Here is a 22,587-nt window from a genome sequence, read left to right as displayed (position 1 = left end):
CAAAACGGTCAGATGGGCAGTTCGTGGGCCCTGGCGATGATACCATCGCCGAAGCGCTCGACAAAGAGCGCGCCCTCGACCGTGCGCTTGATCAGCACGTTGCGCTTGTCGAGTTCGTCGCGATGGCGCGACACCAGCTTCAGCGCGCCCATGGTGTCGAGCGCGCGGGTGATCACCGGCTTGGTGACGTTGAGGCGGGCGGCCAGCCCGCGCACCGTGTGCGGCGGCGGATCGAGATAGATGGTGAACAGGATCGCCGTCTGGCGCATGGTCAGGTCGGGCGCATCGTCGCGCACCTGCGACAGCATGACTTGCTGCCACAGTCGCAAGGCCTGGCTCGGGCGCATCGCAATCGACATCGCGCCAGCATGACGGCAAATTGTTTCGGTTCCGTTTCAGTTTCAGCGATTTGCCGGCTCTGCTTGCCGCCTTCAGCCAAAGCGTGTCGAGATGATCCGCTCCAAAGCGCGAATGCCTTGTGCCTCGCCGCCGGCAGGCCCATGCGCACGGTCTGCGGGGTTCCAGGCAAAGATGTCGAAATGCGCCCAGCTCGCCGTCTTCTCGACAAAGCGCTTGAGGAACAGTGCCGCCGTAATCGAACCGGCGAAACCGTCCGTGGTGACATTGTTGATGTCGGCGATCTTCGACGACAGTTTCGCATCGTAGGGCCGCCACAGCGGCAAGCGCCACAGCGGATCCTCGACCGCCAGCGATGCCTCGGCGAGGTCCGAGGCCAGCGCCTCGTCGCCGGTATAGAAAGGCGGCAGATCGGGCCCAAGCGCGACACGGGCCGCTCCGGTCAGCGTCGCCATGTCGACCAGCAGCTGCGGTTCCTCGTCATCGGCCAGCGCCAGCGCGTCGCCGAGCACGAGCCTGCCTTCGGCGTCGGTGTTGCCGATCTCGACAGTGATGCCCTTGCGGCTCGCCAGCACGTCGCCGGGTCGAAAAGCGTTGCCAGCGATCGAGTTCTCGACCGCGGGTATCAGCACGCGCAGCCGCACGTTCAACCCGGCGGCCATGATCATCGAGGCCAGGCCAAGCACATTGGCGGCGCCGCCCATGTCCTTCTTCATCAAGAGCATGCCGGATGACGGCTTGATGTCGAGACCGCCTGTGTCGAAGCAGACGCCCTTGCCGACCAGCGTAACCTTCGGCGCGCCCGGTTGCCCCCAGATCATGTCGATCAGACGCGGCGCGCCGGTCGAAGCACGGCCGACGGCGTGGATCATCGGGAAGTTCTGAGTCAGCAGCTCGTCGCCCTTGATGACGGAGACTTCGGCCTTGTGAGCCGCGGCCAGGGTGCGCACCGCCTTCTCCAGATCATCCGGTCCCATGTCGCTGGTCGGTGTGTTGACCAGATCGCGGGCCAGGAAGACGCCATCGGCGATGCGGCGAACGCGCGCCGCGTCGACGCCGGCCGGCACGTCGAAACGCAGCGCCTTGCCCGGCTTCTTGCCGTAACGGGTAAAGACATAGCCGCCGAGCGCCAGCGCGATTGCCGCGAGTTCCGGCTCGGCAGGAATGGAGGCGAAATGCCAGTCGCCTTCCGGCAGGGTTTTCGACAGTGCACCGAGCGCAAGTGCGCCTTCCCCGTCGCCTGTGCCGAACAGGGCGCCGGCAAGTGCGCCGTTTTCGCCGGGCACGGCGAGCGTCCTGCCTGCCTCACCGGAAAAGCCGTTGGCCTTGGCCCAGGCGACAGCAAATGGCGCAAGGCCCGCGGCCTCCAAGCCGTCACGGGCCACCAGATGCACCGGCAGCGCACCTTGCAATTTCGTCTCGACGAGTTCGACAGGCATTCGATGTTCTCTCCTGCCGACCCTTCGCGAGTCGGCGTTTCTTAACTCTCCGTTAGGGTTAACAGAATATTTCTGCGGGAGGGAAGATGGCCACGCTATGGCCGCGCGCATGAATGGAGGCTTAGGTGTCGATGCCGACCAACCGCACAGTGAATGCCAGAGGAAAACGGCTCGCCACCACCGCCCTCATGTTGGCGCTCGCGGCGGGCGTCGCCGGATGCGGAACCAGCAGGATGACTACCGGCTCGATCGAACGTACCAGCGGCAAGCCGCTGGAGAGCATGTCGGCGGGAGAAGTACACAATGCCACGGCCGCTCTCGGCCAATCCTACTCAAAGAATCCCAACGACAAGCGAATCGCAACCAACTTCGCGGCCGCGCTGCAGATGGACGGCGATGCCGACCAGTCGCTGGCCGTGATGCGCAAACTGGCGATCGCCTATCCCAAGGACCGCGACGTGCTCGCCGCCTATGGCAAGGCGCTGGCCGCCAATGGCCAGTTCGAGGCAGCGATCGACGCCGTGCGTCGCGCACAGACGCCGGAATATCCCGACTGGAAGCTGGTGTCGGCGGAAGCGGCCATCCTTGACCAGCTCGGCCAGAAGGACGATGCACGCCAGCTCTACCGCAAGGCGCTCGAACTCAAGCCGAACGACCCCTCGGTTCTCTCCAATCTGGGCATGTCCTATGTGCTGGAAGGGGATCTGCGCACCGCGGAAACCTATATGCGTTCGGCCGCCCAGCAGCCCAACGCCGACAGCCGCGTGCGCCAGAACCTGGCGCTGGTCGTCGGCCTGCAGGGCCGCTTCGACGAAGCCGAGAAGATCGCCTCGCAGGAGCTCTCGCCCGAGCAGGCACAGGCCAATGTCGCCTATCTCAGGCAGATGCTTGCGCAACAGAATGCCTGGAGACAGCTCAAGGATCAGGACAAGGCGAAGCCTGCAACCAACTGAGGGCGACGATCTGCAAAGGTCCCAATTGAACGAAGAAGCCGCGCTGAGCTCAGCGCGGCTTCTTCGTTTATCTCCGCGTGCCCCGCGGCTACTTGGCCGATGATGACGGATGATCGGTGCCGAAGATGCCGCGCTGGCTGACCTGGATGCCGGCAGGGCCCAGGATGATGGCGAAAAGCACAGGCAGGAAGAACAGGATCATCGGCACGGTGAGCTTGGGCGGCAGGGCGGCGGCCTTCTTTTCGGCGGCGTTCATGCGCTGGTCCCTGCTTTCGGCGGCAAGCACGCGTAATGCGTGCGCCACCGGCGTGCCGTAGCGTTCGGCCTGAACGAGCGCCTGCGACACCGATTTGACCGATTCCAGACCGGTACGGTTCGCAAGATTCTCATAGGCCTGCTTGCGTTCCTGCAGATAGGAGAGCTCGGCGTTGGTCAGGATGAATTCTTCCGCCAGAGCCACCGACTGCGCGCCGATCTCGTCGGCGACTTTGCGGAGCGCGGCTTCCACCGACATGCCCGACTCCACGCAGATCAGCATCAGGTCCAGCGCATCCGGCCACGCCATCTGGATCGACTGCTTGCGCTTGGTGGCGCGATTGTTGACATAGACGACCGGCGCGTAGAAGCCGCCATAGGCGACCAGGATGCAGACGAACAGCCGGATGACCAGGGGTTTGTCGGGCAATCCTCCGAGCACGAATATGTAGACCAGTCCCAGCGCGAAGCCGACAAAAGGCAGAACGAGGCGGAAGAAGAGAAACCGCGTCAGCGGGTTCTGCCCGCGAAAGCCGGCGACCTTGAGCTTCTGCAAGGTGCTCTCGTCGGCCAGCGCGCGCCGCAGGTCGAGCCGATCGACAATGTTGCGCATACCGACCGACTGTTGCTCGCGCAGGCCCTTGCGGCGGCGATCGGCCTCGCTCGCAAGCCGCGCGCGCTGCTTGGCGCGAAGCTCGTCGCGCTCCAGCGCGACCGACTTCATGCGCGACTTGAGCTGGTTTCCGCCGAATGCCGGCAGCAATGTAAAGACCGTCGCGAACACGGCGATGGCGACCAGCAGCGCGATCAGCAGGCTGGGGTCCGTCAGTGATTTGATGACTTGTTCGGTCATGCCGCGGCCCTAGACTTCAAAGTTCATCATCTTGCGCATGACCAGGATGCCGATCGACATCCAGACAGCGGCACAACCCAGTATCAGATTGCCAACGCTGGTGTTGAACAGCGGCATCAGATAGTCGGGGCTGGAAAGATAGACGAGAAAAGCAACGATGAAGGGCAGCGCGCCGATGATGGCGGCGGACGCCTTCGCCTCCATGGACAGCGCCTGAACCTTCGCTTTCATCTTCTTGCGATCACGAAGCACGCGTGAAAGGTTTCCCAGCGCCTCGGACAGATTGCCGCCGGCCTGCGACTGGATCTGGATGACGATGCCGAAGAAACTCGCCTCTGTGCACGGCATGGTTTCGGGCATACGCAAGGTCGCATCGGGGATCGAAATGCCCATCTGCTGCGAATCAACGATGCGGCGAAACTCCGCCTTCACCGGCTCGGGGGATTCGTTGGCGATGAGGCGCACGGCATCGTTCAGCGGCAGGCCGGACTTGACCGCGCGCACGATGATGTCGAGTGCGTTTGGAAATTCGTTGAGGAATGCCTTGACCCGGCGCGCGCGGCGAAACGATACGAACCAGCGCGGCAGGCCGAGCGCGCCGGCCAACAGCACGCCGGGCAAGACAAGCATCGGCGCGCCGGCCACGAATGCGACCACCGTCAGCGCGAGACCGCATATGGCCGAATAAATGTAGAAACGCTCGATTGGGACCTTCATCCCGGCCTGCCGGAGTTGCGCCTTCAGCGGCGGCTTCTTGATGGCGCTGTCCTTGGTCTTCTGCTTCTCGTCGAGTTCCTTCAGCGAATCCTGCACGGATTTCCGACGCTTGGCCGCATCCGTCGCGCGGTCGCGAGAGGCCTTGACAACCGACCGGTCCGTCTCCGCGGCCTTGATCGTCTCCAGCCGCTTGCCAGCCTGCTTCTCGTTGCTGATCTGGTTGAACAGGAATGCGTAGGCGACCGCGCCGGCGCTGAAGCCGGCGAGCACGACAAACGCCAATACGGTGCCGTCAATTCCAAACATCGACCAGAACCCTCAACGCCGCGTCAGTCAGCGCGTTTCTCCATTGCCTCGAGCGCAACGGCGAGGCGCTGCTCCTCGCCGTAGTAGCGAGCCCTGTCCCAGAAATGCGGGCGGCCGATGCCGGTCGAGACATGCTCGCCCAGCAGCCTGCCGTTGGCGTCCTCGCCCTTGATGTTGTAGAGGACGATGTCCTGCGTGATGATGACGTCGCCTTCCATCCCGATCACCTCGGTGATGTGAGTGATGCGGCGCGATCCGTCGCGCAGACGCGCCGCCTGGATGATCACGTCGATGGAGCCGACGACGATTTCACGCACGGTTTTCTGCGGCAGCGAATAACCGCCCATGGCGATCATGGATTCGATACGATTCAGGCATTCGCGCGGGCTGTTCGAATGGATCGTTCCCATCGAGCCGTCATGGCCGGTGTTCATCGCCTGCAGAAGATCGAACACTTCGGGTCCGCGCACCTCGCCGACGATGATGCGCTCGGGCCGCATACGCAGGCAGTTCTTGACCAGGTCGCGCATCGTTACCTCGCCTTCACCTTCGAGGTTGGGCGGGCGGGTTTCCAGACGTACGACATGCGGCTGCTGCAGTTGCAGTTCGGCCGAGTCCTCGCAGGTGATGACGCGCTCGTCGCGGTCGATGTAGTTGGTGAGGCAGTTGAGCAGAGTCGTCTTGCCGGAGCCGGTGCCGCCCGAGATGACGATGTTGCAGCGAACACGACCGATGATCTTGAGGACTTCGGCGCCCTGCGGCGAGATGGCACCGAACTTGACCAGCTGATCGAGCGTCAGCTTGTCCTTCTTGAATTTGCGGATGGTGAGTGCGGTGCCGTCGATGGCGAGCGGCGGAGCGATGACGTTGACGCGAGAGCCGTCGGGAAGGCGGGCGTCGCAGATGGGGCTGGATTCATCGACGCGGCGACCGACCTGACTGACAATGCGCTGGCAGATGTTGAGAAGCTGCTGGTTGTCACGAAAGCGAATGCCGGTCTGCTCGACCTTGCCATTGACTTCGATGTAGACGTTCTTGGAGCCGTTGACCATGATGTCGGCGATGTCGTCGCGGGCGAGCAATGGCTCGAGCGGCCCGTAACCAAGCACGTCGTTACAGATGTCCTCGAGCAATTCCTCCTGCTCGGCGATCGACATTGCGAAATTCTTGATCGCGATGATGTCGTTGACGATGTCGCGGATTTCCTCGCGCGCTGTCTCCGGGTCGAGCTTGGCCAGCTGCGACAGGTCGATCGTGTCGATGAGCGCCGAGAAAACCTGGCTCTTGGTGTCGTAATAGGTTTCGCTCTTTTCGCGCTGGGGCCGCTTCGCCTCCGGCGCGATCGGCGGCGCCTCGACGGCGCGGCGAGCCGGCGGCGCCACAGGCGCGCTTGGCTGCAGCGGTGCCGCGGGCCGGGCAAGAACCGCCGTATCCGTCGAACCCGCGGGCGGCGGCGCGGCCGGCGCCGGTGCCGGCTGGCGGAATTCCGGCGTGAACCGGTTGCCGTCGTCGTTGCCTCTTTTACCGAACATGATCGACTACCGGTTCCAAAAACGTCACTTCTTGTTGCGCGAGAGCTTGCCGAGCAGACTGCCCAGGCCAGCCTTCTTTTTCGTGCGGATTTCGCTTCGCCCGGTCAGCACGTGCGCAATCTCGTTGATGATCGCGACAACCGGGTTCTTGGCGTCCATCTCGCCGAGCATCCGCCCGTTGTTGGCGGCATTGCCGAACAGCAATGGATCGAAGCCGATGACCGACATCGGCGTCAGGCCGAGCGGCTCGGCGAAATCGGACGGCGAAATTTCCGGCCGCTTGGGAACGCCGGCCTGGTTGATGATCAGCTTCGGCGGCGGGTCGTTGGGGCGAAGCCGCTTGAGCATGTCGACCATGTTCTTGGTGTTGCGCAGATTGGCCAGTTCCGGGGTCGCCGTAATGACGATCTCGTCGGCCTTGACCAGCGTGTTCTTGGCCCAGCCCGTCCAGACATGGGGGACGTCCAGGACCAGAAGCGGCACGCTGCGCTGCGCGGTATCGACAAGCTGCGCAAAGGCATCGGGATCGAAGTCGTAGACGCGTTCCAGCGTCGAGGGCGCGGCGAGCAACGACAAATGCTCGGCGCACTGCGTCAGCAGCCGGTCGAGATAGACTTCGTCGACGCGTTCGGGTGAGAACACCGCTTCGGCGATGCCCTGGGCCGGATCCTGGTCGAAATTGATGTTGGCCGTGCCGAAGGCGAGATCGAGGTCGGCGACGACGACCTCGGATTTGAACAGGGAGGACATTGCCCAGGCGACATTGTGGGCGATGGTCGAAGAGCCGACGCCGCCCTTGGCGCCGACAAAGGCGATCGAACGGCCGATCGGTTCAGCCTCCGGATCGACGAAAATCGACGACACGACACTGACGATGTCGGCCATCGAAACGGGCGCGATGACATATTCGGAGATGCCGGAGCGGATGAGTTCGCGATAGAGACCGACATCATTGTAATGGCCGATCACCACCACTTTCGAGGATGGATCGCAGTATTCAGAGAGCTGGGCCAGTTGCTCCAGCAATTGCTTGGGTTCGCTGCGTGACTCCAGCAGGATCAGGTTCGGGGTCGGCGCCGACTGGTAGAACTCGATCGCCGTGGGAATGCCGCCCATATGGACCTTGAGATGGGCCTTGGTCATACGGCGGTCCTCGCCGGCGCGCTCGACCGGATTGGCAACGCCCTCGGTCTCGCAGAATGCCTGGATCGAGATGCGCGGAACCGGCCGCAACGCCTGCATCGCGGCGATGTCCTGCGGCGATGTATCACCGCCGTCCACGGTGGCGTCATAGGCAAGATTGCTCATGGTCATGCTCTTTTCCGTGGCCTTTTTCTTTCCGTGGCGTCTCTTTCCCGAAGGTGGCTTAGTAGGTCACTTCTGAATTGCCCAGGAATTCACCCGAAATGCCCCTGGCGCGGTAGACATCGATCACCGCGCCGCGATTTTCCGCGTCGATGGTGCTCTGCTTGCGCGGCCCGAGCAGATCACCCGGGTTGGCCATCTGGGCAGCGAGATTGTTCTGATAGGAGCAGCCGAAGTCCGCATAGTGCTTGTTTTCCGATGTCTCGAGCAGATCATCGGGCCAGCGCCCGCATTTGTCGGTCTGCGCCCTCACTGCGATATAGGAGACGCGAACCGGAGCCGATGCCTCGCTCGATCCGGCCTGATAGGAGGTGACGACGATGCGGTTGCGTTTGATACCGCTGGCGACCGCGAGCCTGGCGAAATCACGGCCGGCCGCCGTCGCGGCAACCTCGTTGGCCGATCCGCTTGGTATCTGGATGGTCAATGACGGAGCGGCACTCTTGTCATAGCCGTCAAGGAAACCCAGCAGCGTGTCGCGCTGCGAACCGGTCATGCCGCGGTCGCCGGCGCCGACAGGCAGGTCGATCTTCTGGTTCTTCTCCGCGATGACGATCGGATGGTTGGTGCGATAGTCGTCCGGAATGGCGCCGACGGTGATGCTGTCGCGCTGGGCGCACCCGGCCAGCAGGGCGGTCATCGCTGCCGCCAGAACCGGCAGCACCCGCAGGCTGCTCCGCGAATGGCTGGCGCGCATCGTCGCGGCGATGGTCCTTGTCTTCAACGCTGACTGAGACATGTCGGCTTCCCCATTCACTTGTAGATGTAGCCGACAACGCCGTGGTAACGGCCGTTGGGCTTATCGGTCTGCATGGTGCCGTAGACGCGATTGACCTTGCCAAGGAAGTTGGCGGCGCCGTCGCTGGCAGGGTTGAAGTTGTCGTCTGGCTTGGCGAGATCGTTGCGTGCCACCGGCTTCGCCAGATAGGGCGTGATGAAAATCACCAGCTCGCTTTCGTTGCGCACGAAGTCCCGGCTGCGGAACAAGGTGCCAAGGACCGGTATCTTGGCCAGACCTGGCAGTCCGGAGACCGCTTGTCGCACGTCGTCTCGGACCAGACCCGCAATCATCATGGAGCCGCCGGAAGGCAACTCGACCGTTGTGTCAGCCAGGCGCTTGCGGATCGACAACAATGTGGTTCCAGGCAAGTTGCCCGCGCCTTCGACGGTGGTGGCGCCTTCCGTCGTTGGCTCCGACACCGAGGTCCTGACCTTGAGGCTGATCCGGCCGGCCGACAGCACGACTGGCTGGAACTCGAGGCCAATGCCGTATTCGATCTGCTGGTTGGTGTACGTAATCTGACCTGTCTGGTTCTGCTGTGAAACGTTCTGTGAGCGCTGGGTAATGATGTTGAACTCACCGCCGACCTTGAATGTCGCCTTCTCACCCGAGACCGCCGTCAGCGTCGGTTCAGCCAGGGTTTTCATGACTCCCGACTGTTCCATCGCATTTATGTAGGCCTGAAAGGGCGAGCCTGGGTTGCCGAGGCCAAAGCCTGAGTACTGCGATAGCGGTTTGCCCAAGCCGTAATTCTGCGAGCCCAGCGCATTCCAGCTGATACCGTTGCTGTTGCCGCTGGCGATCATGTTGACGCCGAGCTGCTTCATCACGGAGCGGCTGACTTCAGCGACGGTCACCTTGAGCGTGACCTGGTCGTCGCCGATGATCTGCAGAAGATTGACGATCTTCGAGACGCGTCGTTCCTGGTCGGGGTTGTTGATGTCGACGCCGCCCTGGGCCGAGCCGCCGGCCGCGGTCTGCGAATACTGTCCGGTCGTTGCTTCACCGCCGGAGACGAAGATCGTCGCCAGGTCGACCGCCCGCTTCGCGTCCAACGGTGTATCGACCATTCCGGTCAAGACGACGTTGTCGTTCAGCAGTTCCACCTTGACGTCCGAGGTCGGAAGGAAACGCTTGATATAGTCCTCCAGGCCGGCGACGTCGCGTTCGACTGCCAGGTCCAGGCTGGCGATCTGTTCGCCGTTCGGACCGAAGACGAAAATGTTGGTCTCGCCGACCGATTTGCCGAACAGATAGATACGCCTTGCGGTGCGGGTCACCGCATCGGCAACGGTCGGGTTGGCGACGAGAATGTCGTAGGCATCGCTCGGCAGGTCGATGACCACCGATTTGTTGAGGCCGAGCTTGACGCGCTGCGTGGCTGTCGTGGCCGATACCTGCGTGCTCTTCGCCTCGACGACGCCCTGCACATTCGTTCCGACGAGCAGCAGGCCCAATGCCGCGGCTGCGATTGCCGGCAGTTTACCGCTTAGCCTCATTTCCTTGCCCCTACTTCGGAGACTTCGCCCGACTTGATCAGTCTCACCGTTCCCTTGCGGCCATTGCCGGAAACGAGATAGTCGGCCTCGCCCACATTCTTTTCCTGGGTGTCCGCGACCGCGCGCAAGGCCAGCGTAAGGCGATCCGCCATCTGCTGGGCGACGGTGATGATCTCCGCCTGCTTGGGCGTCAGCTCCAGCGTGGCGGTCTGGCCCACCCTGGTCTTCTTGCCCTCCTCGTCTTCCTGGATCGTCTGGTCGATTGCCAGGACGCGGATGTTCTTGAGGATGGTTTCGGTGTTGAAGCCGGTGCTGCCGCTGTTGGCATCCGCCCTGCGGGTCATGATGACGTCGACGAAATCGTTGGGAAGGATGAAGCCGCCGGCCGAAGTGTCAGCCGAGATGGTCGTGGCGACCGCCCGCATCCCGGAGGGCAGGATGGACGACATGAAGCTCTGCCCCTCGCCGATCAGCTTGGAACGCCGCACCGGCTCACCGGCATACATCGGCACACGGGCGATCGATCCCTTCAATTTCTCCAGGGCGTCGGGAGCATTGGCCTTGGTGATGAAATTCGCGTTGACGCCGTCGGCCGGCCAGGATTGCCAGGAAATGTTGTTCTGAAGCGCGTTGCCCATCGCGACATCGCCCGAGAGCACAAGCACGTCCTGCAGGGGCACGGCGGGAGCTTGGGGGCCGGAATCGACCACGATCTGCGGCGGCGGCGCTGCGACCATGTTCTTCGCGACATAGCCAGCGCCACCCGCCGCGGCCACCGCCACGCTCAGAATAATAAGTCGGGATGCTGGCATCTGTCCGAACCTCGCCCTTGGCAAACCACGTAGCCAAGCCGGACTTTGCAGCGGCAATCGTCAAAACAAGGTTAATGTAATGCTTACGATCGTGATTAATTTAAGGTTTACATAAATTAGCTGGATCGTGCCGCCACGGATTCAAGGGGCCTGGCCAAGGCTCATTTCAAAGCCGGCCTGGCAATGCGGTCGGGGAAATGGAAAACAGATCGCGTTCAGCTCGCAAGCCTGGCCAGCGCCCACACCATCAAAGGCGAATCCGGATAGGTCAGCAGCCCGCCAAGGCCGAGCGCGATCCCGTAGGGAATCCCGACCGACTCTTCCGCGAAATGGCGCAGGAACGGATTGCGGCCCGTCATAACCGCCAGCGGCGACTTCCGGTACAGCAGGATGGCGATCGTCAGCAGGCCGCCGATGAGTGTCGAGACCACAAGGTATTGGACGAGCTGGATGTTCAACCCCATCCACACGGCCGTTGCGGCCAGCAGCTTGGCGTCGCCGCCTCCCATGCCACCCATCGCGAACAGGCCGAACGTCACGGCAAGGACCAGGGCGCCGGCGGCGAAATGCCAGCCATAGGCTGCCCATTCCATACCCGTCAGCGGCGCGACCAGCGCGAACACGACGACAAGCAGCACCGACACGCGATTGGCAATTGTCATCGACAGCATGTCGGAAATCGCTGCAAACAGCATGCAGAACGGAAAGACGACGAAGATCAGGGCTTCAAGCATCGGCGCCATGCCTATTGTTCACGGGCTCAATCTAGAATGGATCGATTAACGATTGATGAGGTCTGGGATGAACACGCGGCTCTGTCGGCCGCGACTTCGACAAGCAACAATAAACAGGGGCCGCCCATATGGGCGGCCCCTGTCAGAAAGACAATCTGAACGTTCAGCAATAAGCGGATTAGCTGCCGCTGGAGTTCAGGGTGTTGCCGATGTTGGAGAACTTGGCATTGATTGCATTGCCGAGGGCGCCGGCGCCGGTGATGATGGCGAGCGCGATGAGGGCGGCGATCAGACCATATTCGATAGCGGTCGCGCCGGATTCGTCCTTCACGAAACGTGCAAAAAGGTTAGACATTCGAGAGCTCCTACTCCACGTGTTACAGCACTTCCGTCAACTTCTGTGATGGTTGATCGGATGCTGCCAATCTAGGGAGAAGCTCTTTCGATCGGCTTAATAAACAGCCTTACCGATTCCTTTCCCGGCTCGAACGGAGCGCGTGGTTAACCCGACGCTAAGCGCTGGCTAATGTACTGTTTCCCAAGCCAATGCCGCAAAAGGCAAGGGCTTTGGCAAAGCTTGCGACCGGCACGGATCCGGCCATGTGAACAGCCACGCCGATCGTCACATCCGGCGTCGGCAAGCGGACTTAACCGTTGGTTCACCAATCTCGTTCATGTTCCGTTGAACAGTTTGCTTGCGGGAGCGCATCGATGGCCGTGCAGAGATCCTCAATCCTGATTGCCGTGCTTCTTGCCGCCACGAGCTTGATCACGCCAGCCATGGCCGCCGCCGATATCGAAGTGACGATGAATCAGGCCAAGATCGTGAAGTTGTCGCGTCCCGCCGACACGATCGTCGTCGGCAACCCGGCCATCGCCGATGCCTCCGTCCAGGACGCCTCCACGATCGTGCTCACCGGCAAGGGTTTCGGTGTCACCAATCTCGTCGTTCTCGACCAGGAGGGCAGCCCGATCGTCGACGCGCAGGTTACCGTCGTGCGGCAGGCGGCCTCGTCGGTTCGCATTTACCGGCGTGCCGAGGTCCAGACCATGTCTTGCACGCCCTATTGCGAAAGCTCCTACAAGAGCGAGGCTGAAAAATCCTCCGAGGCCGAGATGAGCGCAAGCAAGTAGGCTGCGCGCCCCACCAGCCTGTCCAGGTTACCGGCCGGTTAAGGCGCCCGCGCCGACTTTAACGATCATTCAAACCGGGCCTCAATTGGTTTGCGCTAATACACCTGTCGGAACCGTCCAGGGGTGGCAGGAACAGGACATGGGCAACGAATTCAGCTCGACAGATCAGCACAAGGCGGAGCGCGCCGGGTTTCTGACGCGCTTCGTTCGCAATCGCCGTGGCAGCACGGCCATCGAATTCTCGATACTTGCATTGCCGTTCGCCCTCCTCGTATTCGCCATCCTTGAAAGCTGCATCTCGTTCGCCGGCCAGGAAGTGATGGCCAACATCACCGACGATGTCGCGCGTCAGTTGCGCACGGGCCAGCTGCGGCCGGCCGATGTCGCCGGGAGCAAATTGACGACCCTGATCTGCGGCAGGCTGCAGATCATCGTCTCCACGGATTGCCCGCAACAGCTGCTGGTGGACCTTCGCGAGTATCCGACCTTCGCGGACGCGGCCACCGCGACCTTCAAGATCCAGAACGGCGATGTCGTGCTGATGCAAGGCACGAACTCACAGACTTTCGCAAACACGCCTGGCCTGGCGGAATCGAAGAACATGCTGCGGGTCTTCTATAAATGGCCTGTCATGACCGATCTGATGGCCAAGTCGATGGCCAATCTGAGTGGTGGCAGGACGCTGCATTTTGCGTCGGTGACCTGGCAGAACGAGCCGTTCGACAATTGAGTTCGGAACTACCAACAAGAAAAAGGCAAATGCCATGATGCGTGCGGGGGCACATCTGAAAATTGCGGAGTCCTGGAGCAGGGCGATCGGATTCTGGTCTAACCGCGAGGGCATCGCGGCGGTCGAGTTCGCTCTTATCGTTCCGATTCTGCTGGTCATGTATTTCATGACCATGGAGGCTTCGCAGGCCATCGAGACCAGCAAGAAGGTCAGCCGCATCGGCAGCATGGTTGCCGATCTCGTCACGCAGCAGCCGACCATCGTCAAGGCGGATCTCGACGCCATCATGAAAATCGGCACCTCGACCATTCAGCCCTACAACCGCTCGACGCCGAACATCACCATCACGGCAATACAGGTCACCACCGATACACCGCCCAAGGTCCTGGTCGTGTGGTCGCGCAAGGTTGACACTGGCGTCTATAGTGCCGCGGCTGCCGCGGGCACGGCCACAACGGTTCCGGCAACGCTCAAGGTGGCCGGCACCTTTCTCGTCCGCGTCGACAGCAATCTGAGCTATACGCCGATCATCGGCTGGACGACCGACACCCAACAAAAGCTTGGGCTGACCAAATCCCTCACCACCACGATTCCGATGGGCGAGACCTACTATCTGCGTCCGCGCAGAAGCCTGACCATCCCCTGCGGCGATTGCTGAAGCCTTTTACTGCCGGCCACCATCGGCCGACACCAGGCGCACGATGGCCTCGGCCGTCGCATAATCCTTTCGGGCCACGGTCAGAAAGCCGCCGGAGTGCTTCGATTCCAGGAGATCGTAGACATCCGGCGTCGTCGATTTGAGGTTGGTGAGGAACACGGTCAGCCGGCGCCTGGCTTCCGGGTCGAGATCGCTGCGCACGGCATGGGGACCGTATCTCAGCAGGCTCGACATCCACACGACCTGGAGGGCCGATGGCGAAAGGCCGGCCGCTTCGAGCCTGGCCTGCGTGCCACCGGATAGCAGCGGCTGGCCGTCGGCCGCGGCCCTCACCCAGCCGAACGTGGCGTCGGCCCGGCCGTCGACAAGCATGGTTTCCGCCGCGGACGCCGTATCGGCATGGATGAGAAACGGGGCATCCTCGGCAATCTCAGCGTGTTCGGCGGCCAGCTCCGTCAGCGGCAAAAGCGAGCCCCCGACACTGTCCGGCGGCGGCATGGCGATCCGGTGCGTCTCCATCGCCGCCAGGCCGGACAGCTTGCCGTCCCGGGTCAACAGCACGGAGCGGATGCCGGCCGCACCATCGGAATCGACCGGAGCCACAAGCGGTTCGACACATCCGCAACGCTGCAGCGCCGTCGCGTAGGCCGTCGCCGAATAGATGGCATACTCGATCCGGGCGTTGGCCTGCGCCTCGATCAGTGCCGCGTAATCGCGCGCAACGACGAACTCCACCTTCATGCCAAGGGCGTTGGTAAAGGATTGCGTCAGCAGCGCCAGTCCCGGAACGGTGTTGCCGGCGCCGGGCTCGGCGACGATGCCAATGCGGAATGTGCCGATATCGTCGCGCCAGTCGGCCCACGCCGGACCACAGCAGAGCGCGCCGTGCATAACCACAAGGGCAGCACATGTCTTCAGCGCGGCGTTCATGACAAGACCGTCCTGCATTTCCTTCGATCCATGCCCAAGCCCGTGCGTCGTGACGCTTTACATGTCGGATTGGGCCTGCCGTCGTTGCCCCAAACCTGCGCGCACTTATGGGCGACATGCTCTCTTGGTTTGTCCATGTCGTTGACCCAAAACCGCTGCGCACTTTCGGGCGACATGGACAGGACTATCGCGCCAAGCCGTTGCCGTTTGGTTTCCGAATTGCCAATGCCGCCTTGGAACCCTATGTCTGGGCGTCCAAACTGGCAACAATGACCCGATGGCGCGCGCTTTCCTCTTCGTCCTGGACTCTTTCGGCATCGGCGGTGCGGCCGACGCCGAACGCTATGGCGACGCCGGCGCCAACACGCTTGCGCATATCGCCGAAGCTTGCGCCGAAGGGCGCGCGGATCGCGAGCGGCTTCGGCAAGGGCCGCTGTTCGTCCCGCATATGGCGTCGCTCGGGCTTGGCAAGGCAGCGGAGACGGCGACAGGGTTGGGTTTTGCCCATTTCGGGACGGATCTGGTCGCCAACGCCTTCCATGGCGCGGCACAGGAAGTTTCGAGCGGCAAGGACACGCCCTCCGGCCACTGGGAGATCGCCGGGCTGCCGGTGCGTTTCGACTGGGGTTACTTCCCGGATACGGTTCCCGCCTTTCCGGCAGATCTGACCGCGGCGATGATCCGCGAGGGCGAGGTGCCAGGCATTCTCGGCAACTGCCATGCGCCGGGCACCGAGATCATCGAACGGTTCGGCGAGGAACACATCCGTACCGGCAAGCCGATCTGCTACACCTCCGTCGACTCGGTCCTGCAAGTCGCCGCGCATGAAGTTCATTTCGGGTTGGATCGGCTTTATGAATTCTGTCAGGTGGTGCGCCGGCTGGTTGATCCGCTCAGAATCGGGCGCGTGATCGCACGGCCGTTCGTCGGCGAGACCGCCGCCACCTTCCAGCGGACCTACAACCGCCATGACTATGCCGTGCCACCGCCGGAGCCGACCTTGCTTGACCGGCTGACGGCGCGGGGAAGCCGCGTCATCGCCGTCGGCAAGATCGGCGACATCTTCGCCCATCGCGGGATTTCGGAAGTGCGCAAGGCCGCCGGCAACATGGCCATGTTCGATAAGGCGCTCGGTGCGATGGACGATGCCGGCGACGGCGATCTCGTTTTCGCCAATTTCGTCGATTTCGACACCGAATTCGGCCATCGCCGCGACGTCGCCGGCTATGCCGCCGCGCTCGAGGCCTTCGACCGACGGCTGCCGGAAGCATTCGCCAAACTGCGGCAGGGCGACCTGCTCATCCTGACGGCCGACCACGGCAATGATCCGACGTGGCGAGGGACCGATCACACGCGTGAACGCATCCCGGTGATCGGCATGGGACCGGGTCTGGCAGGTGGCGACATCGGACTGAGAACGACCTTCGCCGATATCGGCGAAACCGTCGCCGAACACCTCGGGCTGGCGCCTGGCCGCCACGGCACTTCTTTCCATGCGATGATTGGCGGCCATGCCTGAATTGCCCGAAGTCGAAACGGTCCGGCGTGGCCTGCAGCCGGTCCTGGAAGGTGCCCGTCTGACCAGGGTCGAGGCGCGTCGGCCAGACCTGCGGTTTCCCTTTCCCGAACGGTTTTCGGAAAGGCTGACCGGCAGGACCATCACTGCACTCGGCCGCCGGGCCAAATATCTGACCATGCATGTGCAGGACGGCCCGGTGCTGATCTGCCATCTCGGCATGTCGGGCTCCTTTCGCATCGAGACCGGCGACGACGGCGAGACACCCGGCGTGTTCCACCACGAGCGCTCGAAAAGCACGGCACACGACCATGTCGTGTTCGATGTGGTCGGTGCCGACGGCGCCCGGTCACGCGTGATCTTCAACGACCCGCGCCGCTTCGGTTTCATGCTGTTTGCGGAAGGATCGCCGGAGACTCACCCAATGCTGGCCGGACTGGGCGTCGAGCCAACGGGCAATACGCTGGACGGCGCGCTGCTCGCCTCGTTGCTGCAAGGTCGCGGATCGCCGCTGAAGGCAGCACTTCTTGACCAGAAGCTGATCGCGGGACTTGGCAATATTTATGTCTCGGAGGCGCTTTGGCGCGCCGGCCTGTCGCCCTTGCGCGAGGCCGGCACCATCGCCAAGCCGGGCAAGAAGGCCAGACAACAAAGCGAACGCCTGGCCGAGGCGATCCGCTCTGTCATATCGGACGCCATCGCCGCCGGCGGGTCTTCGCTGCGCGACTACATGCACACCGATGGATCGCTGGGCTATTTCCAGCATTCCTTCGCCGTCTACGACCGTGAGGGCGAGCCCTGCCCGAAGCCCGGCTGCGGCGGCCATATCGAGCGTGTCGTGCAGAGCGGACGCTCGACCTTCTATTGCCGGACGTGTCAGAGCTAGTTAGACCGGGGTCGAGCGAGGAGAAGCAGCCATGGCCTATGAAACGATCATCACCGAGACGCGCGGCAAGGTCGGACTGGTCACTCTGAACCGGCCAAAGGCGCTCAATGCGCTGAACCTTCAGCTTCTCGCCGAACTGGTCGCAGCCGTGAAAGACTTCGATGCCGACGCCGGCATCGGCGCCGTGGTCATTACAGGTTCCGACAAGGCCTTTGCCGCCGGCGCCGACATCAAGGAAATGCAGGCAATCTCCTTTGCAGATGCGTATCTGCAGGACCTGTTCGTCGGCTGGGAAGAGCTGACGCGGGTGCGGAAACCCGTTATCGCCGCGGTGGCCGGCTACGCGCTCGGCGGCGGATGCGAGTTGGCAATGATGTGCGACTTCATCATTGCCGCCGACACGGCCAAATTCGGCCAGCCCGAAATCACCCTCGGCGTCATTCCCGGCATGGGCGGGTCGCAACGCCTGACCCGGTTTGTCGGCAAGTCGAAGGCGATGGACATGTGCCTGACCGGACGGATGATGGATGCGGCGGAAGCCGAGCGCTCAGGCCTGGTGTCGCGGGTCGTGCCCGCCGCCGAGCTTGTCGAGGAGGCGGTCAAGGCGGCGGCCAAGATCGCCGACTTCTCGCTTCCGTCGGTGATGATGGCGAAGGAAGCCGTCAACCGTTCCTATGAGACGACGCTGGCCGAGGGATTGCGGTTCGAACGTCGTCTGTTCCACTCGCTTTTCGCGCTCGAAGACCAGAAGGAAGGCATGGCGGCCTTCGCCGAAAAGCGGAAGCCGAATTTCGCCAATCGGTAGAGCCTTGCCCGCCCGCGATCGAAACCCTGTGGCGTCGGCCAAAAAGAACGCCAGGCAGCGTTGACGCGCCGGAAAAGCTGAACTATAAGCCGCACCAACCGAGGCGGCCCTGTGGCTGCCCGTTTGTTTTTTGCGCCCTGCGGCATACCGCGTGCGCCGACCAGATCAGAAGAGAGGCATCATGGCCAACACATCCTCGGCCAAAAAGGCAACGCGCAAGATCGCCCGCCGCGCAGCGATCAACAAGAACCGCCGCTCGCGCGTGCGCACCTATGTCCGCCAGGTCGAGGAGGCGCTCGCCTCCGGTGACAAGACTGCCGCGCAGGCCGCCTTCAAGGCCGCCGAGCCGGAATTGATGCGTGCCGCAACCAAAGGCGTCATCCACAAGAACACAGCGTCCCGCAAGGTCTCGCGTCTGGCTGCACGACTCAAGGTGCTGTCGGCCTAACATCGCCTATACAGACTAGCTTGTCTAAAACCCGGCCGATTGTGCCGGGTTTTTTTCGTTTGCCGGCAAGTACTTAAAAAGTACGCTCGGAAACGGCGCCCAAGGCGGATTCCAAGCTTCCAAATGCTTTGCCGGCACATACATGCCCGCTGATGGTTGATATGCTTAAAAAGTGTCGCCCAGGAAATCCTAGACTATCATAAATAAGCAATATTTTTCAGATAGTTACCCACGGTCATCCACAGCCTGTCCACAGCGCCCCAAAGGGACGGGAGGACAACTGCCTGTCAAGCGAATTATTTCAGAATATTTCGTATCGCCCCGGCTTTTTCATATTCGCCGGAAAAGGGTTTGAATCACAATGGCTTTGTCAAAATACGCAGCTGCGGTATGGCGCCCGAAGGCGCCGGAGGTAACCAGATTCCTTAAAAATCCGTTAGACGTGGCCTTGCCCTATCCACAGCGATTTCGGTAATGTCCATCCATCGAAGGGGACGGGCCTCTGGTCCTTAACCCAGCCTGACGCGGCCAGCTTAAATTGGCGGGATTTGCGACGCGGATCAAGTCCGCGGACGGCTTTGGTTTGCTCTTTTCGATACGGTAGGGGACTGGCGTAACGAGACATGGCAGGTTGACAGCGCGCCGGCGTTTTTCGCCGGACGATGTTGTATTGCCCGGACATACCCAACGCGGACTGGCTTCCATGGGCCGGCACCGGTTCCCTTCGATACTGGGCGACGTTCATTGCCGGCGGCGGCAACGGGCATCGTAGCGAAGACACAGTCGCTGGAAACAAGGATGCAGGAGGCGCATCCCCGGCGAAAAAACAGGTACTAGAAAGACAAGGAACTCGATCATGCAGAGCGGCATCGAAAGGGAGCTTACGGGCGACCTCCCATTTCCTGGAACTTTGATCGGAGCAAACGAGATGGCGGTCTCCAGCGACGCGGAACAGAAGTTCGACCGGGTCAAGGCCCAGTTGAAGGCGCGTCTGGGAGCTGAAGTCTATTCGAGCTGGTTCGGCCGCATGAAGGTCGCGGAAGCGTCCAAGGGCATTGTCCGCATCTCGGTCCCCACCGCGTTCCTGCGCTCGTGGATCAATGGCCATTATCTCGACCTGATCTCCGACCTGTGGAAGCAGGAGGATGCCGATCTCCTCAAGATCGAGATCGTGGTGCGCACGGCCACCCGTCAGGGGCGCAGCCATGTCGAACCGGAATTGGCGCCGGCGCGCAAGATGACACGACAGACGCAGACGGCGCTGGCCGCCGGCACCGTAAGCCCCGGCAGGGTGGAACGCCCCCCCGTGCCGCGCCCGGGTGCGGCGGTCGAGAGCGAGTTCCGCCACAATGTGCTGGGGTCGCCGCTTGATCCGCGCTACACGTTCGGCTCCTTCATCGAGGGGCCGTCGAACCGGGTGGCCTTCGCCGCCGCCAAGGCCGTGGCGGAATCGCAGTCGAGCGCCGTGCGCTTCAATCCGCTTTTCCTGCATGCGACCGTCGGGCTCGGCAAGACCCACCTGCTGCAGGCCATCGCGGCGGAATTGCTGAAGCAGAACCCGAAGTCCCGCGTCGTCTATCTCACCGCGGAATATTTCATGTGGCGTTTCGCCACGGCGATCCGCGACAACAACGCGCTGACGCTCAAGGAGCAGCTGCGCGACATCGACCTCCTGATCATCGACGACATGCAGTTCCTGCAGGGCAAGTCGATCCAGCATGAATTCTGCCATTTGATCAACATGCTGCTCGACAGCGCCAAGCAGGTCGTTGTCGCTGCCGACCGGCCGCCGTCGGAGCTGGAATCGCTGGAGCCGCGCGTCCGCTCGCGCCTGAATGGCGGCGTCGCGCTTGAAATGTCGGCGCCCGATTTCGCCATGCGCCTCGGCATGCTTAAACTGCGCCTGGCCACGGCCAGGATCGACGACTCATCGCTCGACATTTCCGAAGAGATCCTCAATCACGTCGCCCGCACCGTGACCGGCAGCGGACGCGAACTGGAGGGCGCGTTCAATCAACTGCTGTTCCGGCAGTCGTTCGAGCCGCAGATCACCATCGACCGCATCGATGAGATCCTCGGCCACATCTATCGCACCGGCGAGCCGAAGCGGGTTCGCATCGAGGATATCCAGCGCATCGTGGCGCGCCACTACAATGTGTCGAAGACCGAATTGCTGTCCAATAGGCGCACGCGCACCATCGTCAAGCCGCGGCAGGTCGCGATGTACCTGTCGAAGGTGATGACACCGCGTTCCCTGCCCGAGATCGGACGGCGCTTCGGCGGCCGCGACCACACCACGGTGCTGCACGCCGTGCGCAAGATCGAGGACCTTTCCGGCAACGACAACACGCTGGCACAGGAACTCGAGCTGCTGCGACGGCTGATCAACGACCAGGCCTGACCGTTCAGGACAGGCAAGCCGGAACTGCGCTGGAATTCAACAGCTTACCTGCCCGGCGGTGAGCCCGGAATGGGCTCGCGGCATCGGCTGGCGACGATCCGGATTCCGGATTCAGCACACCGACTGACGGTCTTCGCGGCGTTTATCCCCAGAAAGCCCGCGCAGCCGGCCCGAACCGGTGTCGCGGGCTTGCGTTTGCTGGCTTTTTCCTGTCAGTTTACGCAGATTCTGAGCCTGTTCAGACCTTTCGCGGGGCGCCGCCAGCCGGAGACCCGCTCATCCTTTCAAGCGAGCCTGTTTCGTCATGCGTGTTATCCTGGAACGGTCAAATCTCCTGAAGTCGCTCAACCACGTCCACCGTGTGGTCGAACGGCGCAACACGATACCGATCCTGTCCAATGTGCTGCTCAGCGCCGAAGGCGCCAGCCTGGAAATGAAGGCCACCGACCTCGACCTGGAGGTGACGGAAGCAACCCCAGCCAAGGTGGAGCGTGGCGGGGCGACGACGGTTCCCGCGCATCTGCTCTACGACATCGTGCGCAAGCTCTCGGACGGCGCCGAGGTGATGCTGAAGACGGACGAGGACGGCAACGCCATGACGGTGACGTCAGGCCGCTCGAGCTTCCGCCTGCAGTGCCTGCCGCAATCCGATTTCCCCGAACTTTCGGCCGGATCCTTCTCGCATATCTTCCGGCTCGACTCGGTTGCCCTCAAGGGGCTGATCGAGAAGACGCAGTTCGCCATTTCCACCGAGGAGACGCGCTATTATCTCAACGGCATCTACCTGCACACGCATGAAGTCGGCGGCAAGCTGAAGCTGCGCTCGGTGGCGACCGACGGCCACCGCCTGGCGCGCGCCGAAATCGATGCGCCGGCGGGTTCCGAAGGCATGCCGGGCATCATCATTCCGCGCAAGACGGTGAGCGAGCTGCAGAAACTGGTCGACGATCCGGATGTCGCCGTGACCACCGAACTGTCCGATACCAAGATCCGCTTCACCATCGGCAGCGTGGTCCTGACCTCGAAGCTGATCGACGGCACCTTCCCCGATTATCAGCGGGTCATTCCGACGGGCAACGACAAGAAGCTGATCCTCGACCGCCAGAGCTTTGCCGCCGCGGTCGATCGCGTCTCGACCATTTCCTCCGAACGCGGCCGCGCGGTGAAGCTTTCGATCAGCGAAGGCCAGGTGACGCTTGCGGTCAACAACCCGGATTCCGGCAGCGCCACCGAGGAACTGGCGGCCGATTACTCGTCCGACCCGATCGAGATCGGCTTCAACGCCAAATATCTGCTCGATGTCGCCGCGCAGTTGACCGGCACGGAAGCCAAATTCATGCTGGCCGATGCCGGTTCGCCGACCCTGATCCACGACATGGCCGACGAGACCGCGCTTTACGTGCTGATGCCGATGCGGGTGTAGCCTGCGGGTCATCGATCCGACTCAGCAATGGTTGCGGCACTTCTATAGGCGGA

The 22,587-nt window shown here is 62.4% G+C and carries 22 protein-coding genes; 10 read left to right on the top strand and 12 right to left on the bottom strand.

Annotation, left to right across the window (positions count from 1 at the left end; all coding sequences use genetic code 11):
- Nucleotides 1-8: 8 nt before the first annotated feature.
- A complete protein-coding gene (locus tag ACLGL5_RS10690; protein WP_010913361.1) occupies nucleotides 9-359 on the bottom strand; it encodes a MarR family winged helix-turn-helix transcriptional regulator in 351 nt (116 codons plus the stop codon).
- Between the two features lie 72 nt (nucleotides 360-431).
- The gene (locus tag ACLGL5_RS10685; RefSeq protein WP_083246535.1) at nucleotides 432-1,796 is read right to left on the bottom strand and encodes a leucyl aminopeptidase family protein; all 1,365 of its coding nucleotides are present in this window, start codon (nucleotides 1,794-1,796) and stop codon (nucleotides 432-434) included.
- Nucleotides 1,797-1,927: 131 nt separating this feature from the next.
- Here ACLGL5_RS10685 and ACLGL5_RS10680 point away from each other — a divergent pair, with 131 nt between their 5' ends.
- Nucleotides 1,928-2,749: a tetratricopeptide repeat protein gene (locus ACLGL5_RS10680; protein ID WP_069090946.1), complete on the top strand. Its 822-nt coding sequence runs from the start codon at nucleotides 1,928-1,930 to the stop codon at nucleotides 2,747-2,749.
- A gap of 88 nt (nucleotides 2,750-2,837) precedes the next feature.
- Here the strand turns inward: ACLGL5_RS10680 and ACLGL5_RS10675 are convergent, their stop codons facing one another.
- The 9 genes from ACLGL5_RS10675 to ACLGL5_RS10635 all read right to left on the bottom strand — a co-directional run bounded on the left by ACLGL5_RS10675 (nucleotide 2,838) and on the right by ACLGL5_RS10635 (nucleotide 11,958).
- The gene (locus ACLGL5_RS10675) at nucleotides 2,838-3,857 is read right to left on the bottom strand and encodes a type II secretion system F family protein (protein WP_019863105.1); all 1,020 of its coding nucleotides are present in this window, start codon (nucleotides 3,855-3,857) and stop codon (nucleotides 2,838-2,840) included.
- A gap of 9 nt (nucleotides 3,858-3,866) precedes the next feature.
- Nucleotides 3,867-4,880 (bottom strand): type II secretion system F family protein, encoded by a 1,014-nt coding sequence (locus ACLGL5_RS10670; protein WP_019863104.1) that lies wholly within the window; start codon nucleotides 4,878-4,880, stop codon nucleotides 3,867-3,869.
- Between the two features lie 23 nt (nucleotides 4,881-4,903).
- On the bottom strand, nucleotides 4,904-6,412 hold the full coding sequence (locus ACLGL5_RS10665; RefSeq protein ID WP_019863103.1) for a TadA family conjugal transfer-associated ATPase: 1,509 nt from the start codon (nucleotides 6,410-6,412) through the stop codon (nucleotides 4,904-4,906).
- A 24-nt stretch (nucleotides 6,413-6,436) separates the two neighbouring features.
- Complete coding sequence (locus ACLGL5_RS10660) at nucleotides 6,437-7,726, bottom strand: CpaE/TadZ family protein (protein WP_020629131.1); 1,290 nt, start codon at nucleotides 7,724-7,726, stop codon at nucleotides 6,437-6,439.
- Between the two features lie 52 nt (nucleotides 7,727-7,778).
- Nucleotides 7,779-8,516 carry a CpaD family pilus assembly protein gene (locus ACLGL5_RS10655; RefSeq protein WP_069090945.1) on the bottom strand — a complete coding sequence of 246 codons (738 nt, stop codon included), beginning with the start codon at nucleotides 8,514-8,516 and terminating at the stop codon, nucleotides 7,779-7,781.
- A gap of 14 nt (nucleotides 8,517-8,530) precedes the next feature.
- Nucleotides 8,531-10,057, bottom strand: coding sequence for a type II and III secretion system protein family protein (locus ACLGL5_RS10650; protein ID WP_027047728.1), 1,527 nt, complete (start codon nucleotides 10,055-10,057; stop codon nucleotides 8,531-8,533).
- On the bottom strand, nucleotides 10,054-10,869 hold the full coding sequence (gene cpaB, locus ACLGL5_RS10645) for a Flp pilus assembly protein CpaB (RefSeq protein ID WP_010913352.1): 816 nt from the start codon (nucleotides 10,867-10,869) through the stop codon (nucleotides 10,054-10,056). Before cpaB ends, ACLGL5_RS10650 begins: the two co-directional genes overlap by 4 nt.
- A 215-nt stretch (nucleotides 10,870-11,084) precedes the next feature.
- On the bottom strand, nucleotides 11,085-11,603 hold the full coding sequence (locus tag ACLGL5_RS10640) for an A24 family peptidase (protein ID WP_027047727.1): 519 nt from the start codon (nucleotides 11,601-11,603) through the stop codon (nucleotides 11,085-11,087).
- Between the two features lie 178 nt (nucleotides 11,604-11,781).
- On the bottom strand, nucleotides 11,782-11,958 hold the full coding sequence (locus ACLGL5_RS10635) for a Flp family type IVb pilin (RefSeq protein WP_019863098.1): 177 nt from the start codon (nucleotides 11,956-11,958) through the stop codon (nucleotides 11,782-11,784).
- Between the two features lie 356 nt (nucleotides 11,959-12,314).
- Here ACLGL5_RS10635 and ACLGL5_RS10630 point away from each other — a divergent pair, with 356 nt between their 5' ends.
- The 3 genes from ACLGL5_RS10630 to ACLGL5_RS10620 all read left to right on the top strand — a co-directional run bounded on the left by ACLGL5_RS10630 (nucleotide 12,315) and on the right by ACLGL5_RS10620 (nucleotide 14,125).
- Nucleotides 12,315-12,737, top strand: a complete 423-nt coding sequence (locus tag ACLGL5_RS10630; RefSeq protein ID WP_019863097.1) for a pilus assembly protein N-terminal domain-containing protein — start codon at nucleotides 12,315-12,317, stop codon at nucleotides 12,735-12,737.
- A 139-nt stretch (nucleotides 12,738-12,876) separates the two neighbouring features.
- Nucleotides 12,877-13,467, top strand: coding sequence for a TadE/TadG family type IV pilus assembly protein (locus tag ACLGL5_RS10625; protein WP_019863096.1), 591 nt, complete (start codon nucleotides 12,877-12,879; stop codon nucleotides 13,465-13,467).
- A 34-nt stretch (nucleotides 13,468-13,501) separates the two neighbouring features.
- Nucleotides 13,502-14,125 carry a TadE/TadG family type IV pilus assembly protein gene (locus tag ACLGL5_RS10620; RefSeq protein WP_069090944.1) on the top strand — a complete coding sequence of 208 codons (624 nt, stop codon included), beginning with the start codon at nucleotides 13,502-13,504 and terminating at the stop codon, nucleotides 14,123-14,125.
- A 6-nt stretch (nucleotides 14,126-14,131) separates the two neighbouring features.
- On the opposite strand, the gene ACLGL5_RS10615 is transcribed toward ACLGL5_RS10620, so the two are convergent.
- A complete protein-coding gene (locus ACLGL5_RS10615; RefSeq protein ID WP_069090943.1) occupies nucleotides 14,132-15,055 on the bottom strand; it encodes a phosphate/phosphite/phosphonate ABC transporter substrate-binding protein in 924 nt (307 codons plus the stop codon).
- Between the two features lie 277 nt (nucleotides 15,056-15,332).
- On the opposite strand from ACLGL5_RS10615, the gene ACLGL5_RS10610 reads away from it, so the two are divergent.
- The 6 genes from ACLGL5_RS10610 to dnaN all read left to right on the top strand — a co-directional run bounded on the left by ACLGL5_RS10610 (nucleotide 15,333) and on the right by dnaN (nucleotide 22,534).
- Nucleotides 15,333-16,574: a phosphopentomutase gene (locus tag ACLGL5_RS10610; protein ID WP_069090942.1), complete on the top strand. Its 1,242-nt coding sequence runs from the start codon at nucleotides 15,333-15,335 to the stop codon at nucleotides 16,572-16,574.
- Nucleotides 16,567-17,457: a bifunctional DNA-formamidopyrimidine glycosylase/DNA-(apurinic or apyrimidinic site) lyase gene (gene mutM / locus ACLGL5_RS10605; protein WP_019863092.1), complete on the top strand. Its 891-nt coding sequence runs from the start codon at nucleotides 16,567-16,569 to the stop codon at nucleotides 17,455-17,457. Before ACLGL5_RS10610 ends, mutM begins: the two co-directional genes overlap by 8 nt.
- 31 nt (nucleotides 17,458-17,488) lie before the next feature.
- Entirely contained in the window at nucleotides 17,489-18,262 is a 774-nt protein-coding gene (locus ACLGL5_RS10600; RefSeq protein WP_069090941.1) for an enoyl-CoA hydratase, read from the top strand.
- A gap of 181 nt (nucleotides 18,263-18,443) precedes the next feature.
- Nucleotides 18,444-18,710, top strand: a complete 267-nt coding sequence (gene rpsT / locus ACLGL5_RS10595; RefSeq protein ID WP_019863090.1) for a 30S ribosomal protein S20 — start codon at nucleotides 18,444-18,446, stop codon at nucleotides 18,708-18,710.
- An 856-nt stretch (nucleotides 18,711-19,566) separates the two neighbouring features.
- The gene (gene dnaA / locus ACLGL5_RS10590; RefSeq protein ID WP_494372902.1) at nucleotides 19,567-21,111 is read left to right on the top strand and encodes a chromosomal replication initiator protein DnaA; all 1,545 of its coding nucleotides are present in this window, start codon (nucleotides 19,567-19,569) and stop codon (nucleotides 21,109-21,111) included.
- A 304-nt stretch (nucleotides 21,112-21,415) separates the two neighbouring features.
- Nucleotides 21,416-22,534: a DNA polymerase III subunit beta gene (dnaN, locus tag ACLGL5_RS10585; RefSeq protein ID WP_010913340.1), complete on the top strand. Its 1,119-nt coding sequence runs from the start codon at nucleotides 21,416-21,418 to the stop codon at nucleotides 22,532-22,534.
- Nucleotides 22,535-22,587: the final 53 nt, after the last annotated feature.

It is taken from the genome of Mesorhizobium sp. U510 (assembly GCF_059180695.1).
Note: the sequence above shows the minus strand (reverse complement) of the source record. Positions and strands in the feature narration are given on the sequence as shown.